The organism is Mycobacterium sp. (assembly GCF_036273375.1).
Lineage (GTDB): Bacteria > Actinomycetota > Actinomycetes > Mycobacteriales > Mycobacteriaceae > Mycobacterium.
Genome location: NZ_DASUHS010000209.1, coordinates 1 through 15,790 on the forward strand (window position 1 = coordinate 1; position 15,790 = coordinate 15,790).

The window sequence follows — 15,790 nt, forward strand, 5'->3', positions numbered from 1 at the left end:
CGATCTTGCACAGCCGGGCCATGCCCACGTAGGTCATCGGGTTGAACATCGTCGGCCACGTGGTCCGGACCAGGTGTTCGGTCAACGGGCGGCTTTCGAAGCGATCCGTCAGCCAGCGCAGCGCCATCGGCGCCGACAGCGGATGCAGCATCATGTGCTCGTTGAAGGCGTCGCGGTGGTAGGTGACGTGCGCGCCGCCGGCAGAATACGCATCGGCAAGCACGTCGATGTCGTGCACGTCGATCAGGTAGTCGTGCACGGCCTGCACGATCAGCACCGGCGGCGTCGGGACCGCGGCACCCAGCTTGATGTGGTCGAAGACGTAGGTGACTTCCGGAGTGGACAGGATCTGCTCGAGCGGCTCGTCGAGGTAGTCGCCCATGTTCTTGCCGGCCATCCGCACCACGGCTTCCACCGTCGTCATCTTCTCCAGCGAGTCGAGCAGGGCGCGTCCCTCCTCGTTGGTGTGCTCTCGGATGACCCGGTCCAGATCGGGATAGATGTGCGCGAGCGCGGCTACCACCATCGCGGGAAGCCCCGACAGGAAGCTGCCGTTGAGCCGGCGGAAGGTGTTACCGAGGTCTCCGACGGGTGAGCCCAGGACCGCCCCGACGATGTCCAGTTCGGGCGCATATTCGGCGCACATTTCGGCGGCCCACGCGCTGGCCAGTCCGCCACCGGAGTATCCCCACAGCCCGACGGGGGCCGAGGAGGACAGGTTGAGGCGTTCCGAGCTCCGCGCGGCCCGGATGCCGTCCAGGACGCGGTAGCCGGGTTCGTACGGCGCGCCCCACAGGCCGCGCAGGCCCTCGTGGTCGGGCACCGAGACGGCCCACCCCTCGGCTACGGCGGCGATGATCAGGAAAAGTTCGAACTGGCCGATGGCGCCCAGCGCCTTCGCCCGGCGCCGCAGCGCGTAGGACGGGAAGCAGCGCGACGAGACGGCGTCGATCGCGCACTGGTACGACAGCAGCGGGCAGGACTGACCCGGAGCGAGGCCGGCGGGGGCGATCACCGTAGTGGCGGTGGCCTCCGGCTCGCCGTTCATGTCCATGGTCCGGTAGAGCAGCTGGACGGCTTTCATGGGTTGCGGGATCAGCCCGAGGAACGCCAGCTCCACGTCGCGCGAACGCAGCACGGTGCCTGGCTCGGCGTGCTGGAAGCCCAGCGGCGGCTGGTAGAACGGGTCGTCCGAGGGCAGCAGCGGACGCACCTTGCGCTGCAGTTCCTCGTGTGGCGGCCGCGCGATCCATTCCGCGCCGTGCGTGCCTGCCAGGTTGCCGAGCTCAGCCATTGAGGCTCCCTTCGTGGCCACCCGGCATTCTCCCGCACGAACGGCAGGTAACCAAAACGTAATCGCCGCAGTGTGAGCGACTTCTCGTCACACTGGTGAGGTCGGAGCGCTACTCAATTCGAATTGCCCTCCGTCGCCCGATGACGCTTCCCACCAGCCTAGCCCGGCAGCCCCGGCGGCTTGAGCGCGGCGAATTCGTCGGTCACCCGCAACGCCGCGTCGGTGAACCGATACATTGCGGCCGGACGTCCGCCGCTGCGCCCGGATTGTGCAATGGTGCCGGTCGCCGTGATCACGCCGCGCCGGGCCAGCACTCGCTGCAGGTTCGTCGCGTCGACCTGATAGCCCAGCGCGGCGCCGTAGATGTCGCGCAGCGTGGAAAGCGCGAATTCCCTTGGCGCCAAAGCAAAGCCGATATTGGTATAGGACAGCTTGGCGTTCAGCCGGGTGCGGGCGTTGTCCACCATCCGACCGTGGTCGAAGGCCATCGGCGGCAGGGAGTTCACCGGATGCCAGCGGGTGTCCGGCGGCAGCTCGGGGCTGGCGGGGGAGGGCACCAGGCCCAGGAAGGTCGACGCGATCACGCGCGTGTCCGGCACCCGGTGCGGGTCGGAGAACACCGCGAGCTGTTCCAGGTGTGCCAGCTCTTTGAGGTCGACCTTCTCGGCGAGTTGCCGCCGGACGGAAGTGATCATGTCCTCGTCGTTGCGCAGCTGGCCGCCCGGCAACGACCACCTGCCCTGTTGCGGATCCCTGGCGCGCTGCCATAACAGCACGTTCAGCTGCGGTTTCGCCGTGTGGCGTCCCTTCGTAACCTGTTCGGTCACTCCGCGAACCTGGAACACGACCGCGAGCACTTCGTGGGCGGTGCTACCATAGGCCATGTTTTCGATTATAAGTCGAAAACCTCCTGGGCTGAAAGGAGCCGCCATGACGATTATTAATCGCATGGACACGCTCGCCGAAAGCATGGTTGACGACATCACGAATTCACCCGCCGGGTACGCCGGTGTGGCCGGTGATGAGCAATGGGCGGCCGAGGTTCGCCGCCTGGCCAAGCTGCGCGGCGCCACCGTATTGGCGCACAACTACCAGCTGCCCGAGATCCAGGACGTCGCCGATCACGTGGGCGACTCACTGGCGCTGTCACGGATCGCTGCCGAGGCGCCCGAGGACACCATCGTGTTCTGCGGTGTGCACTTCATGGCCGAGACGGCCAAGATCCTGAGCCCCGACAAGACGGTGCTTATTCCGGACCAGCGCGCCGGGTGCTCGCTTGCGGACTCCATCACCGCCGACGAACTGCGCGCCTGGAAGGACGAACACCCCTGCGCGGTCGTCGTTTCCTACGTCAACACCACGGCGGCGGTCAAGGCGCTCACCGACATCTGCTGCACCTCGTCCAACGCGGTCGAGGTCGTCAAGTCCATCGACCCGGACCGCGAGGTGCTGTTCTGCCCCGATCAATTCCTCGGCGCCCACGTGCGTCGGATGACCGGTCGCGAGAACCTGCATGTGTGGGCGGGCGAATGCCACGTGCACGCCGGGATCAACGGCGACGAACTGGGCGACCAGGCCCGCGCCAATCCCGATGCCGAGCTTTTCGTGCACCCCGAATGTGGTTGCGCCACTTCGGCGCTGTATCTCGCGGGCGAGGGCGCCTTCCCGCCGGACCGGGTGAAGATCCTGTCCACCGGCGGCATGCTGGAGGCCGCCAACCAGACCGACGCCCGCAAGGTGCTGGTGGCCACCGAAATCGGCATGTTGTATCAATTACGCCGCGCCGCACCGCAAGTCGACTTCCGCGCGGTCAATGACCGGGCTTCCTGCAAGTTCATGAAGATGATCACCCCTGCCGCGCTGCTGCGCTGCCTCGTCGAGGGCGCCGACGAAGTCGATGTCGACCCCGATGTCGCCGCCGCCGGGCGGCGCAGCGTGCAGCGAATGATCGAGATCGGGCAGCCGGGTGGTGGCGAATGACGGCGAGCCCCCAGTGGACGCACAGCGCCGAGGTCGTCGTCGTCGGCACCGGCGTCGCGGGACTGGCCGCCGCGCTGGCCGCCAATCGCGCCGGGCGCAGCGTCGTGGTGCTGAGCAAGGCCGACCAGGCTCGCGGGGCGACCGCGACGCACTACGCGCAGGGCGGCATCGCGGTGGTGCTGCCCGACAATGACGACTCGGTGGAAGCCCATGTCGCCGACACCGTGGTCGCGGGCGCGGGTCTGTGCGATCCCGAGGCGGTGTACTCGATCATCGCCGACGGATACGCGGCGGTCGCCGAGTTGGTCGGCGACGGAGCACGATTCGATGAATCAACGCCCGGCAAGTGGGCGCTGACCCGCGAGGGTGGACACTCCCGGCGCCGCATCGTGCACGCCGGCGGCGACGCCACCGGTGCGGAAGTGCAGCGCGCCCTCGACCACGCCGCGCGCAGGCTGGACATCCGCACGGGCCATGTGGCGCTGCGGGTTCTGCACGACGGTGCCGCCGTGACCGGTGTCCTGGTCGGCACCCCGAGCGGGTACGGAATCATCAGCGCACCTTCGGTGATCTTGGCCTCCGGCGGCCTCGGGCACCTGTACGGCGCGACCACCAACCCCGAGGGCTCCACCGGCGACGGACTCGCTCTGGGCTTGTGGGCCGGTGTCGCGGTCAGCGATCTCGAGTTCATCCAATTCCACCCCACAATGCTCTTCGCCCCGGACGCCGCCAGCGGGCGGCGTCCGCTGGTCACCGAGGCCATCCGCGGTGAGGGCGCGAAACTGATTGACCGGCAAGGTGATTCGGTGACAGCCGGCGTTCATCCGATGGGAGATCTTGCACCCCGAGACGTCGTCGCCGCGGCCATCGACGCCCGGTTGAAGGCCACCGGCGATGCCTGCGTCTTCCTCGATGCGCGCCACATCGGCGACTTCGCCAACCGGTTCCCGACGGTGACGGCCGCCTGCCGGGCCGCCGGAATCGATCCCGTCCGGCAACCCATTCCGGTCGTCCCCGGGGCGCATTACAGCTGTGGCGGCATCGTCACCGATGTGTACGGCCAAACCGAGCTGCCCGGGTTGTTCGCCGCGGGCGAGGTGGCACGCACCGGACTGCACGGTGCCAACCGGCTGGCGTCCAACAGCCTGCTGGAAGGTCTGGTGGTCGGCGGGCGGGCCGGCAGATTGGCGGCCACACATGCCGCGACGACCGGGCGGGCGCACGCCGTCGCGCCCGAGCCGGTCGTCCACACCGCGCCCGAGCGCGCCGAACTGCAGCGCGCGATGAGCCGGGACGCTTCGGTGGTGCGCGACGCCGCCGGGCTGACCCGGCTGTCCACCGTGCTGTCACAGGCGCAGATCCGCCCGGTGTCCGGCCGCCGCGACTTCGAGGATGTCGCGCTGGCCGTCGCCGCCCGCGCGGTCACGGCCGCCGCCCTGGCCCGCACCGAGAGCCGGGGCTGCCACCATCGCGAGGAGTACCCGCAGACCGCTTCCGAGCTGGGTCGCAGCACTGTGCTGCGCCTGGCCGACAACGAGGACGCGGTGCTGGTGGAGGCCTTGGCGGCCGTCGTATGACCACGATGGACGACTGTGAACTGACCGCGGCGCGCGAGACCATCAAGCGCGGCCTGGCCGAGGACCTGCGTTACGGACCGGACGTCACCACCCTGGCGACGGTGCCCGCCGATGCGGTGGCGACCGCGGCCATGGTGCCCCGCGAGCCCGGCGTGGTCGCCGGCATCGATATCGCTTTGCTGGTGCTCGACGAGGTGCTCGGTGCCTGCGGCTACGAGGTGGTCGACCGCGTCGAGGACGGTGCCCACCTGGAGCCGGGTGAGTCGGTGCTGACGCTGCGAGCCGAAACCCGCGGCCTGCTGACCGCCGAGCGGACCATGCTGAACCTCATCTGCCACCTGTCCGGGATCGCCACCACGACGGCGCACTGGGTCGCCGCCGTGCACGGCACCAAAGCCAAGGTGCGCGATACCCGTAAAACCCTGCCCGGCCTGCGCGCCTTGCAGAAATACGCGATCCGGGTGGGCGGCGGCGTGAATCACCGGCTAGGGCTCGGCGACGCGGCCCTGATCAAGGACAACCACGTGGTGGCCGCGGGATCGGTGGTCGCCGCGCTGCGGGCCGTGCGCGAGGCGGCACCGGATCTGCCTTGCGAGGTGGAGGTGGATTCACTCGAGCAGCTGGATGAGGTGCTGCCCGAAAAGCCCGAGCTGGTCCTGCTGGACAACTTCCCGGTGTGGCAGACGCAGATGGCCGTGCAGCGCCGCGATGCGCGCGCACCCGCGGTCCTGCTCGAATCGTCGGGCGGCCTGCGACTGGACAATGCGGCCGCCTACGCCGCGACCGGCGTGGATTACCTGGCCGTCGGCGCGCTGACCCATTCGGTGCGGGTGCTCGACATCGGCCTCGATATGTAGGTGGCTGTGGTGCGCCGCTGCGCTGGTGCGCTGCTGCGTTGCTGCGCTGCCGAGCTGCGTTGCTGCGCTACGTTGCTCGAGTGTGCATCCTGGGCGGGACTTGTCCGCGTGTGCTGCCCTGGACGCACACTCAACGCCACCAGCGCACACTCAACGCGGCGCGGGCGCCCCGGAACGGCCTCAGACGATATCGCCGACGAATACCCCGATCCGGCGCAGCTGCATGCGCGCCATCCCCGGCAGGCCGTCCCCGTCCGAGCCGGCGGGCAGGATCCGAGGGTTGATCAGGTGCACCGTCCGGTTGCGGCTGAATTTTACGTCCGCCTCACCGGCCGCCAGCACGTTCTTCACCCAGTTCGTTTTGCCGTGACCCAGCGCGATCGCCAGCACATTGCCCTTGCGGTAGGGCGTGATGACGGTCTCGTACGGCTTGCCGGAGGTGCGGCCGCGATGCTGGATCGTCGCTGTCCCGGGCAGAAAGCGGGCAATCGGCTTCATTGCCGGGTTGAAGTATTTGATCTGGAAGCGCTCAAACCAGGGCGGGAAGACCATCGGGACGCCCGGGGCGTTGTTGGGGTGATCCTTGGCGGACATGGCGGCTCCCAGAGTCGGCAACGCGGGGTATGGCCTCAATACCGGCACTGTACCGGTCGGATATTGACTTGAGTTCCTCTGGGACAATGGACACCGTGAGCACCATCCAACCGTCGCCGATGACCCGTATCGACCTACGGGGCGCGGAGTTGACGGCTGCCCGGTTGCGGGCGGCGCTGCCCCGCGGCGGCGCCGACGTGGAGACGGTGCTGCCCACGGTCCGTCCGATCGTGCAGGCCGTCGCGGATCGCGGCGCAGAAGCCGCCTTGGACTTCGGCGCCACCTTCGACGGGGTCCGGCCACGGGCCGTCCGAGTGCCCGATGCCGCGCTCGAGAAGGCCCTGACCGAGTTGGACGCGGGTGTGGCCGACGCGCTGCGGGTGATGATCGAACGCACCCGCGCCGTGCACGCCGACCAGCGTCGCACCGACGTTACGACCACCCTTGGCCCCGGCGCGACGGTGACCGAGCGGTGGGTCCCGGTCGACCGGGTGGGTCTGTACGTGCCCGGCGGCAACGCCGTCTACCCCTCCAGCGTGGTGATGAACGTGGTGCCGGCGCAGGCCGCCGGCGTCGCCTCGCTGGTGGTGGCCAGCCCACCGCAGGCCCAGTTCGACGGCCTGCCGCACCCGACGATCCTGGCCGCGGCCCGGTTGCTGGGTGTCGACGAGGTGTGGGCCGTGGGCGGCGCGCAGGCGGTCGCGTTGCTGGCCTACGGTGGCACCGACCTCGATGGCGCCCCGTTGGCGCCCGTCGACATGGTCACCGGACCCGGGAACATCTACGTCACCGCCGCCAAGCGGCTGTGCCGGTCGCACGTCGGAATCGACGCCGAAGCCGGCCCGACGGAGATCGCCATCCTGGCCGACCACACCGCCGACCCCGCGCACGTGGCCGCCGACCTGATCAGTCAGGCCGAGCACGACGAGATGGCGGGCGCCGTGCTGATCACTCCCAGCGCGGACTTGGCCGCCGCCACCGACGCGGAGCTGGCCGTCCAGCTACAGACGACCGTGCACCGCGAACGGGTGACGGCAGCGCTCGGCGGACGCCAATCGGCCATCATCCTCGTCGATGACGTGGACGCCGGAGTCGAAGTCGTCAACGCCTATGCCGCCGAACACCTGGAGATCCAGACCGTCGACGCGGCCGCCGTAGCGGGCCGAATCCGTTCGGCCGGAGCCATTTTCGTCGGCCCGTATGCACCGGTGAGCCTGGGTGACTACTGTGCCGGATCCAATCACGTGCTGCCGACCGCCGGCAGCGCCCGGCATTCCAGCGGCCTATCCGTGCAGACCTTCCTGCGCGGCATCCACGTCGTCGACTACACCGAGGCGGCCCTGAAAGACGTGTCCGGGCATGTGATCGTGCTCGCCGAGGCCGAAGACCTGCCGTCACACGGTGAAGCGGTACGGCGGAGGTTCGAGCGATGAGCACCGAGAGGCCCACGCGCCAACCGAGACTGGATGACCTGCCGCTGCGCGACGACCTGCGCGGCAAATTGCCTTACGGTGCACCGCAATTGGACGTTCCGGTGCGGCTGAACACCAACGAGAACCCGCACCCGCCCAGCAAGGCGCTGGTGGACGACGTGGTGCGGTCGGTGGCCGAGGTCGCCGCCGAATTGCACCGCTACCCCGACCGCGACGCGGTGGCCCTGCGCACCGACCTGGCCGCCTACCTGAGCGCCCAGACCGGCGTCCAGCTGGGAGTCGAAAATCTTTGGGCGGCAAATGGTTCCAATGAGATCCTGCAACAACTGCTGCAGGCGTTCGGGGGTCCGGGGCGCACCGCCATCGGGTTTGTCCCGTCCTACTCGATGCACCCGATCATCTCCGACGGCACCCGCACCGAATGGCTGCAGGCCGCCCGGGCCGACGATTTCAGCCTGGCTGTCGACGTCGCCGTGGGCGCCATCACCGACCGCCGGCCCGATGTGGTGTTCCTCGCCAGCCCGAACAACCCGTCCGGGCAGAGTGTTTCGCTGCCGGACCTGCGGCGGCTGCTCGACGTGGTGCCCGGCATCCTGATCGTCGATGAGGCCTACGGCGAATTCTCTTCGCAGCCCAGCGCGGTGGAACTGGTGGGGGAGTACCCGACCAAGCTCATCGTCTCGCGCACCATGAGCAAGGCGTTCGCGTTCGCCGGTGGCCGGCTGGGCTACCTGATCGCCACTCCGGCGGTGATCGACGCGATGCTGCTGGTGCGGTTGCCGTATCACCTGTCGGTGCTCACCCAGGCCGCCGCACGCGCCGCGCTGCGGCACGCCGATGACACGCTGGGCAGTGTGGCGACACTGATCGCCGAACGCGAGCGCGTCTCAACCGCCTTGACCGGCATGGGTTTTCGGGTGATTCCTAGCGACGCGAACTTCGTACTGTTCGGGGAATTCGCCGATGCGCCGGCCACCTGGCAGCGCTATCTGGATGCCGGCGTGCTGATCCGCGACGTCGGAATCCCCGGCTACCTGCGCGCCACGACCGGACTCGCGGAGGAGAACGACGCCTTTCTGCGCGCCAGCGCCCAGATCGCCGCCACCGAACTCACACCAGTTACCCCCAGCCCCGTAGGAGCACCGTGACAGCGACCGCTACCCGCCGTGCGCGCATCGAGCGCCGCACGAAGGAATCCGACATCGTCATCGAACTCGACCTTGACGGCACCGGCCAGGTCGACATCGACACCGGTGTGCCGTTCTACGATCACATGCTCACGGCCCTGGGCAGTCACGCCAGCTTCGACCTGACCGTGCGGACCAAGGGCGACGTCGAAATCGAGGGACATCACACCATCGAGGACACCGCCATCGCGCTGGGGCAGGCGCTCGGCCAGGCCCTGGGTGACAAACGGGGCATCCGCCGGTTCGGCGACGCCTTCATCCCGATGGACGAAACGCTGGCCCACGCGGCGGTCGACGTGTCCGGCCGGCCCTACTGCGTGCACAGCGGAGAACCGGATCACCTGCAGCACACCACCATTGCCGGCAACTCGGTGCCCTATCACACCGTCATCAACCGGCACGTGTTCGAATCGCTGGCCATGAATGCGCGCATCGCGCTGCACGTGCGCGTCCTCTACGGGCGCGATCCGCACCACATCACCGAAGCGCAGTACAAGGCGGTTGCCCGCGCGCTGCGCCAGGCGGTCGAGTCCGACCCTCGGGTCTCGGACGTGCCGTCCACCAAAGGGATTTTGTGACCTCGCTTGTTCGGCCGAAAACCGTTGTGGTTTTGGATTACGGCTCGGGCAACCTGCGGTCGGCTCAGCGCGCTCTCGAGCGGGTCGGTGCGTCGGTCGAGGTGACCGGCGACGCCGATGCCGCGGCTGCCGCCGACGGATTGGTGGTGCCCGGCGTCGGCGCCTACGAGGCCTGCATGACCGGGCTACGCGGCATCGGCGGGGAGCGCATCATCGCCGAGCGGGTCGCAGCCGGTCGCCCGGTGCTGGGGGTCTGCGTCGGCATGCAGATCCTGTTCGCCCGCGGCGTCGAATTCAGTGTGGAGACGCAGGGATGCGGTCAGTGGCCGGGATACGTCACGCGACTGCAGGCGCCGGTCATTCCGCACATGGGCTGGAACGTCGTCGAATCCGGGCCCGGCACCGTGCTGTTCAGGGGGCTCGATGCCGACACCCGGTTCTACTTCGTGCACTCCTACGCCGCGCAGAAGTGGGAGGGTTCGCCCGAGGCGGTCCTGACGTGGGCCACCCACGAGGGCCCATTTCTGGCGGCGGTCGAGGACGGGCCACTGTCGGCGACCCAGTTTCATCCGGAGAAGAGCGGGGATGCCGGCGCGGCCGTGCTGAGCAATTGGGTACAGGGATTGTGAAGGACCTCGCGAAAGCGCTTTCTACCAAGCAACAGCCGGGGATGCACGTAACCCGTTGCAATCTCGGCACACAGGAGGGAATGTGTTGATCTTGTTGCCCGCGGTCGACGTGGTCGACGGCCGCGCCGTGCGTCTGGTGCAGGGCAAGGCGGGCAGTGAAACCGAATACGGCTCGGCGCTGGACGCCGCGATGACCTGGCAGCGTGACGGCGCCGAATGGATCCATCTGGTCGACCTGGACGCGGCGTTCGGGCGCGGCTCCAACCGCGAACTGCTGGCCGAGGTGGTCGGCAAGCTCGACGCGCAGGTGGAGCTGTCCGGCGGGATCCGTGACGACGATTCGCTGGCCGCCGCCATGGCCACCGGCTGCGCCCGCGTGAACCTGGGCACGGCGGCCCTCGAGAACCCGCAGTGGTGCGCCCGGGCGATCAGCGAACACGGCGACAAGGTCGCCGTGGGTCTGGACGTGCAGATCGTCGACGGTGAGCACCGGCTGCGCGGGCGGGGCTGGGAAACCGACGGGGGTGACCTGTGGGAAGTGCTGGAACGCCTTGACGGGCAAGGGTGTTCGCGGTTCGTGGTCACCGACGTGACCAAGGACGGCACGTTGGGCGGGCCCAATCTGGACTTGCTGGCGTCCGTCGCCGAACGCACCGACGCCCCGGTGATCGCCTCCGGTGGCGTGTCCAGCCTCGACGACCTGCGCGCCATCGCCACCCTCACGGGCCGCGGGGTCGAGGGCGCCATCGTCGGCAAGGCCCTCTACGCAGGGCGATTCACTTTGCCGCAGGCGCTGGCCGCGGTGGCGGAGTAGCACCGCATGGATGTGCACACGTTGGTGGCGCAGGCGTCGGCGATCCTCGACGACGCATCCGAGCCCTTTCTCGCCGGTCACCGCGCTGATTCCGCGGTCCGCAAGAAGGGCAACGACTTTGCCACCGATGTCGACCTCGCGATCGAGCGGCAGGTGGTCGCCGCGCTCGTCGAGGCGACCGGGATCGGGGTGCACGGCGAGGAATTCGGCGGCTCGGCCGTCGACTCGCCATGGGTGTGGGTTTTGGATCCCGTCGACGGCACCTTCAACTACGCGGCCGGATCGCCGATGGCCGGCATTTTGCTGGGCCTACTGCACCACGGCGAACCGGTAGCCGGATTGACCTGGCTGCCGTTCATGGACCAGCGCTATACCGCGGTGGCGGGCGGTCCGTTGCGCAAAAATGGGGTGCCGCAGCCGCCGCTGACCTCCATCGACCTGGCCGACGCCCTGGTCGGCGCCGGGTCGTTCAGCGCGGACGCGCGGGGCCGATTCCCCGGACGCTATCGAATCGCATTGCTGGAGAACCTCAGCCGGGTCTCGTCGCGTCTACGGATGCACGGCTCCACCGGGCTCGATCTTGCGTTCGTCGCCGACGGAATACTCGGTGCGGCAATAAGTTTCGGTGGCCACGTGTGGGACCATGCCGCCGGGGTCGCGCTGGTTCATGCCGCCGGTGGCGTCGTCACCGATCTGGCCGGTGAGCCGTGGACTCCCACGTCGGATTCCGCCCTGGCGGCCGGTCCCGCCGCACACGCCGAGATCCTCGAAATCCTGCGCGCCACCGGACGACCGGAGGACTACTGAGATGCCCCCGGACCCCAACGGCCTCGCGGTGCGAGTGATCCCGTGCCTGGACGTCGACGGCGGCCGGGTGGTCAAAGGTGTCAACTTCGAGAACCTCCGGGACGCCGGCGATCCCGTGGAGCTTGCGGCCGCCTACGACGCCGAAGGCGCCGACGAGCTGACCTTCCTCGACGTGACCGCATCGTCGTCGGGACGGGCCACCATGCTCGAGGTGGTGCGCCGCACCGCCGAGCAGGTCTTCATTCCACTGACCGTCGGCGGCGGGGTGCGCACCGTGGCCGATGTCGACGTATTGCTGCGTGCGGGAGCCGACAAGGTTTCCATCAACACCGCCGCGATCGCCCGGCCCGAGTTGCTGGCCGAGATGGCGCGGCAGTTCGGCTCTCAGTGCATCGTGCTGTCCGTCGATGCCCGCACGGTGCCGCCGGGCGCGGTGCCGACACCGTCGGGCTGGGAGGTCACCACCCATGGCGGGCGCCGCGGTACCGGGCTCGACGCGATCGAGTGGGCCTCGCGCGGAGCCGATTTGGGGGTGGGGGAGATCCTGCTGAACTCGATGGACGCCGACGGCACCAAAGCCGGATTCGACCTGGAGATGCTGCGGGCGGTGCGGTCGGCGGTCACGGTGCCCGTCATCGCCAGCGGTGGCGCCGGGGCGGCCGAACACTTCGCGCCCGCCATCGCCGCCGGGGCCGATGCGGTGTTGGCGGCCAGCGTGTTTCACTTTCGGGAGCTGACCATCGGTCAGGTGAAGGCCGCCATGGCCGCAGAGGGGATCACCGTGCGATGACGCTCGACCCGCAGATTGGCGCGCGGCTGAAGCGCAACGCCGACGGCCTGTTCACCGCCGTCGTGCAGGAGCGCGGCAGCGGTGACGTGCTGATGGTCGCCTGGATGGACGACGCGGCCCTGGCCCGAACCCTGGAAACCCGTGAGGCAACCTACTATTCACGGTCGCGGGGCGAGCAGTGGATCAAGGGAGCGACGTCCGGTCACACCCAGTATGTCCATTCGGTGCGCCTGGACTGCGACGGCGATACCGTGCTGCTGACGGTCGACCAGGTCGGCGCGGCCTGCCACACCGGCGACCACAGCTGCTTCGACGCCGACGTGCTGCTGGCACCGGAGCGCTGACCCGCCGAACGAACCGCTCCGGCAACACACCGAACAGGCCAGGGCAACTGCGCCTTCAGGTGCGTTTGATCTGACACAAGCTGTGGCGCGAGACGCTGACAACATCCAGCTCGAGCCCGTGGTAATCATTCGGCCACTCTGCGTTTCGTTCGCCGCGCTCAGTCCCGTGCGGCGCGGACCCTGCTGACGAACACCGCCCCGAGCGCCTTCGCCGAGTAGGGATCTTGACCGGTGATCAGTTCGCGATCCTCGACGACCTTGCTGCCCATCGGCAACACCGTCTGCTCCACCTTGGCGCCGCGGGAAGCCAGCAGCTGAGTGGGATCGTCGATGAGGTGTCCGTGGAAGCGGCGGGCCAGCGGGACGGTCGAGAGCATCGTGTCCACGACGGTCTTAAAGCACGTCATCCGGTAGCCGTCGTAGATCCAGCGGCCATCGACGCTGGGCGCAGCGGCCAGCGCGGCCGGAGCGTGACAGATCAAGCCAGTTGGGCGTTGCGCATCGTGGAAGTACCCCACGAGCGCACCGAAGTCGTCGTTGAGTGAGTCATCGCTGAACGCGTCGCGGTACAGCAAGTCGACCAACGGTGCATGCCCGCCAGGCACGAAGACAGCATCAAAACCGGCCAACCGCTGCCTGTCGTGCGCGATCTCTTCGAGTTTGGCGGGCTGGGCGAGGCCGAGTTCAAGAAGCCGCGTGTAGCTGGTCAGCGCCGCGTCACGCCTCTTTCGGGAGAGGCCGAAGTACATCAGGCTGCACGATGTGCCATCGATCGTGGGAATCGCGGCTCTCGGTGTCGCAAACGACAACTCGAAGCCGGCCTCGCGCATGGCGTCGGTTGGCTCGATCAACTCACCCAAATAGGTGCCCGTCGCCTCGTCGCCGCCGTCTCGCAGCGGGATCCGATCGGCAGCTGAGACCACCACAAGCACCCGCGGCGCCGTCATGATGCCTGCTCATACTCGCCGACATCCCCGACGGCGGCGACGATTTCGTTGCTGGCCACGGTGCCCCTATTCGTTTGATCCCGAATCAGTTTGAGTGCCCGGCGTGAGCAGTACCCCACGCTGTCAAGGACAAACAAGCGATCAACCGACACTCCATGCGTCGAAACGGCGTAGCGGCCCGGCTTTTCGATGAAGCCTTCTCTACTTTCGGGATGTGAGCATGCTACTGAGGCCGCCGCGGCGGCGAGGTAATCGCCGCTGAGCCCAGCCGAGGGCCGGCGGTCGGTTCCGGCAGGCGTGTCCAGAGTCACTTCCGCAGGCGTGGGCACACGACTTCGACAAGAATGGCAGTCAATGTCGAAATGGTCGTCCTGGAACATCGTTGTGCCGGTGCTTTCCGTCGTCGTGCTGGCATTGATCTGGGGCAAGACGCTCGGGCCCGTGCTGGTCGGGCTGACGGCGTTGTTTCTCATCGGCGCCGTGGTGGCCGCGGTGCATCACGCGGAGGTGGTCGCACACCGGGTCGGCGAGCCGTTCGGATCGTTGGTGCTCGCGGCCGCGGTGACGGTCATCGAGGTCGCCCTGATCGTCGAGCTGATGGCGTCCGGCGGTAACGAGACGGCGACACTGGCCCGGGACACGGCGTTCGCCGCGCTGATGATCACCACCAACGGCATCGCGGGACTGTCGCTGCTGCTCGGTTCCCGGCGCTACGGCGTGACGTTGTTCAACGCCGAAGGCAGCGGCGCCGCGCTGGCGACGGTGACCACCCTGGCGACGCTGAGTCTGGTGCTGCCCGCGTTCACCACCACCACCGTGGGCAAGGAGTTCTCACCCGGGCAGCTCACCTTCGCCGCGGTCGCCTCGCTGCTGCTCTACCTGATGTTCGTGTTCACGCAGACCGTGCGGCACCGCGACTTCTTCCTGCCGATTGCGCAGAAGGGCCAGAAGAGCCTGTTCGCCGACGAAAGCCATGCGGATCCGCCGACCACCCGCGCGGCGCTGACGAGCCTCGCGCTGATGCTCGGCGCCCTGGTGGCTGTGGTGGGCCTGGCCGAGGAGGAGTCACCGGCCGTGGAGAGCGCGGTGACCGCGGTCGGCTTTCCGCAGTCGTTCGTGGGCGTGATCATCGCGGCGCTGGTGCTACTGCCCGAGACGCTCGCTGCGGTGCGGGCGGCGCGGCAGGGCCGCATCCAGATCAGCTTGAACCTGGCGTATGGCTCGGCGATGGCCAGCATCGGACTCACCATTCCCGCGATCGCGCTGGCGTCGATATGGCTCAAAGGGCCGCTGGTGCTCGGCCTGGGCGCCGTCCAGCTGGTGTTGCTTGCCCTGACCGTCGTGATCAGCATGCTGACGGTGGTGCCCGGGCGGGCGACCCGCCTGCAGGGCGAGGTGCATCTGGTGCTGCTGACCGCCTACGTGTTCCTGGCGATCAACCCCTGACGGCTACGCGCGGGCCCGCAGCGTCGTCAGCGCCTTGTCGGCGTGGCTGTCCATGTTGAACTCGCTGGAGATCACCTCGAGCACCGTGCAGTCGGTGTCGATGACGAATGTCGTGCGTTTGACCGGCATCAGCTTGCCGAGCAGGCCGCGCTTGACGCCGAACTGGGTGGCGACGGTGCCGTCGGCGTCCGACAGCAGCGGGTAGTCGAACTTCTGCATGTCGGCGAACTTGGCCTGCTTCTGTACGGCGTCGGCGCTGATCCCCACCCGGTTCGCCCCGACTGCGGCGAATTCGGAGGCCAGGTCGCGGAAATGGCACGCTTCCTTGGTGCAGCCGGGCGTCATCGCGGCCGGGTAGAAGAACAGGACGACGGGCCCCCCGGAAAGCAGTTCGCTGAGCTTGCGCGGCGTCCCGGTCTGATCGGGTAGTTCGAAGTCCGCGACGGTGTCACCAGGTTTCATGGCGGACACGCTACGCCGCCGTCGGCGTCAGGCTGGGTCTGATTGCCTGAC

Annotated in this window: 17 protein-coding genes; 12 read left to right on the plus strand and 5 right to left on the minus strand. The window is 68.3% G+C overall.

What is annotated here, in order from left to right; genetic code table 11:
* Both VFW69_RS18750 and VFW69_RS18755 read right to left on the minus strand, forming a co-directional pair.
* A partial coding sequence (locus VFW69_RS18750; RefSeq protein ID WP_526503337.1) for a lipase family protein occupies window positions 1-1,294 on the minus strand: 1,294 nt, incomplete at its 3' end.
* A 158-nt stretch (window positions 1,295-1,452) separates the two neighbouring features.
* Window positions 1,453-2,178, minus strand: coding sequence for an NUDIX domain-containing protein (locus VFW69_RS18755; RefSeq protein WP_526503339.1), 726 nt, complete (start codon window positions 2,176-2,178; stop codon window positions 1,453-1,455).
* 46 nt (window positions 2,179-2,224) lie between these two features.
* Between VFW69_RS18755 and nadA the strand changes: the two genes are divergently transcribed.
* Genes nadA through nadC form a run of 3 tightly spaced genes read left to right on the plus strand, consistent with a single transcriptional unit; the run spans window position 2,225 to window position 5,708 of the window.
* Window positions 2,225-3,274, plus strand: a complete 1,050-nt coding sequence (gene nadA, locus VFW69_RS18760) for a quinolinate synthase NadA (protein ID WP_526503341.1) — start codon at window positions 2,225-2,227, stop codon at window positions 3,272-3,274.
* The gene (locus VFW69_RS18765) at window positions 3,271-4,851 is read left to right on the plus strand and encodes an L-aspartate oxidase (RefSeq protein WP_526503343.1); all 1,581 of its coding nucleotides are present in this window, start codon (window positions 3,271-3,273) and stop codon (window positions 4,849-4,851) included. The genes nadA and VFW69_RS18765 overlap by 4 nt, the downstream gene beginning before the upstream one ends.
* Complete coding sequence (nadC, locus tag VFW69_RS18770; protein ID WP_526503345.1) at window positions 4,848-5,708, plus strand: carboxylating nicotinate-nucleotide diphosphorylase; 861 nt, start codon at window positions 4,848-4,850, stop codon at window positions 5,706-5,708. Before VFW69_RS18765 ends, nadC begins: the two co-directional genes overlap by 4 nt.
* Window positions 5,709-5,888: 180 nt before the next feature.
* Here the strand turns inward: nadC and VFW69_RS18775 are convergent, their stop codons facing one another.
* A complete protein-coding gene (locus VFW69_RS18775; RefSeq protein WP_526503347.1) occupies window positions 5,889-6,302 on the minus strand; it encodes a nitroreductase family deazaflavin-dependent oxidoreductase in 414 nt (137 codons plus the stop codon).
* An 86-nt stretch (window positions 6,303-6,388) separates the two neighbouring features.
* Between VFW69_RS18775 and hisD the strand changes: the two genes are divergently transcribed.
* The 8 genes from hisD to hisI all read left to right on the plus strand — a co-directional run bounded on the left by hisD (window position 6,389) and on the right by hisI (window position 12,884).
* Window positions 6,389-7,735 (plus strand): histidinol dehydrogenase, encoded by a 1,347-nt coding sequence (hisD, locus tag VFW69_RS18780; protein ID WP_526503349.1) that lies wholly within the window; start codon window positions 6,389-6,391, stop codon window positions 7,733-7,735.
* Window positions 7,732-8,883 (plus strand): histidinol-phosphate transaminase, encoded by a 1,152-nt coding sequence (locus VFW69_RS18785; protein ID WP_526503351.1) that lies wholly within the window; start codon window positions 7,732-7,734, stop codon window positions 8,881-8,883. The genes hisD and VFW69_RS18785 overlap by 4 nt, the downstream gene beginning before the upstream one ends.
* Window positions 8,880-9,500, plus strand: a complete 621-nt coding sequence (gene hisB / locus VFW69_RS18790; RefSeq protein WP_526503353.1) for an imidazoleglycerol-phosphate dehydratase HisB — start codon at window positions 8,880-8,882, stop codon at window positions 9,498-9,500. Before VFW69_RS18785 ends, hisB begins: the two co-directional genes overlap by 4 nt.
* Window positions 9,497-10,129: an imidazole glycerol phosphate synthase subunit HisH gene (gene hisH / locus VFW69_RS18795; protein ID WP_526503355.1), complete on the plus strand. Its 633-nt coding sequence runs from the start codon at window positions 9,497-9,499 to the stop codon at window positions 10,127-10,129. Before hisB ends, hisH begins: the two co-directional genes overlap by 4 nt.
* Window positions 10,130-10,211: 82 nt before the next feature.
* Complete coding sequence (gene priA / locus VFW69_RS18800; RefSeq protein ID WP_526503357.1) at window positions 10,212-10,943, plus strand: bifunctional 1-(5-phosphoribosyl)-5-((5-phosphoribosylamino)methylideneamino)imidazole-4-carboxamide isomerase/phosphoribosylanthranilate isomerase PriA; 732 nt, start codon at window positions 10,212-10,214, stop codon at window positions 10,941-10,943.
* 6 nt (window positions 10,944-10,949) lie between these two features.
* Window positions 10,950-11,750, plus strand: a complete 801-nt coding sequence (locus tag VFW69_RS18805) for an inositol monophosphatase family protein (RefSeq protein WP_526503359.1) — start codon at window positions 10,950-10,952, stop codon at window positions 11,748-11,750.
* Window position 11,751: 1 nt separating this feature from the next.
* Complete coding sequence (gene hisF, locus VFW69_RS18810; protein ID WP_526503361.1) at window positions 11,752-12,540, plus strand: imidazole glycerol phosphate synthase subunit HisF; 789 nt, start codon at window positions 11,752-11,754, stop codon at window positions 12,538-12,540.
* Window positions 12,537-12,884, plus strand: coding sequence for a phosphoribosyl-AMP cyclohydrolase (gene hisI, locus VFW69_RS18815; protein WP_526503363.1), 348 nt, complete (start codon window positions 12,537-12,539; stop codon window positions 12,882-12,884). The genes hisF and hisI overlap by 4 nt, the downstream gene beginning before the upstream one ends.
* Before the next feature lie 158 nt (window positions 12,885-13,042).
* Here hisI and VFW69_RS18820 read toward each other — a convergent pair whose 3' ends face one another.
* Window positions 13,043-13,831, minus strand: coding sequence for a DJ-1/PfpI family protein (locus VFW69_RS18820; RefSeq protein WP_526503365.1), 789 nt, complete (start codon window positions 13,829-13,831; stop codon window positions 13,043-13,045).
* Window positions 13,832-14,185: 354 nt separating this feature from the next.
* Between VFW69_RS18820 and VFW69_RS18825 the strand changes: the two genes are divergently transcribed.
* Window positions 14,186-15,277: a calcium:cation antiporter gene (locus VFW69_RS18825; protein ID WP_526503367.1), complete on the plus strand. Its 1,092-nt coding sequence runs from the start codon at window positions 14,186-14,188 to the stop codon at window positions 15,275-15,277.
* Between the two features lie 3 nt (window positions 15,278-15,280).
* Here the strand turns inward: VFW69_RS18825 and VFW69_RS18830 are convergent, their stop codons facing one another.
* Complete coding sequence (locus VFW69_RS18830) at window positions 15,281-15,739, minus strand: peroxiredoxin (protein WP_526503369.1); 459 nt, start codon at window positions 15,737-15,739, stop codon at window positions 15,281-15,283.
* Window positions 15,740-15,790 lie beyond the last annotated feature (51 nt).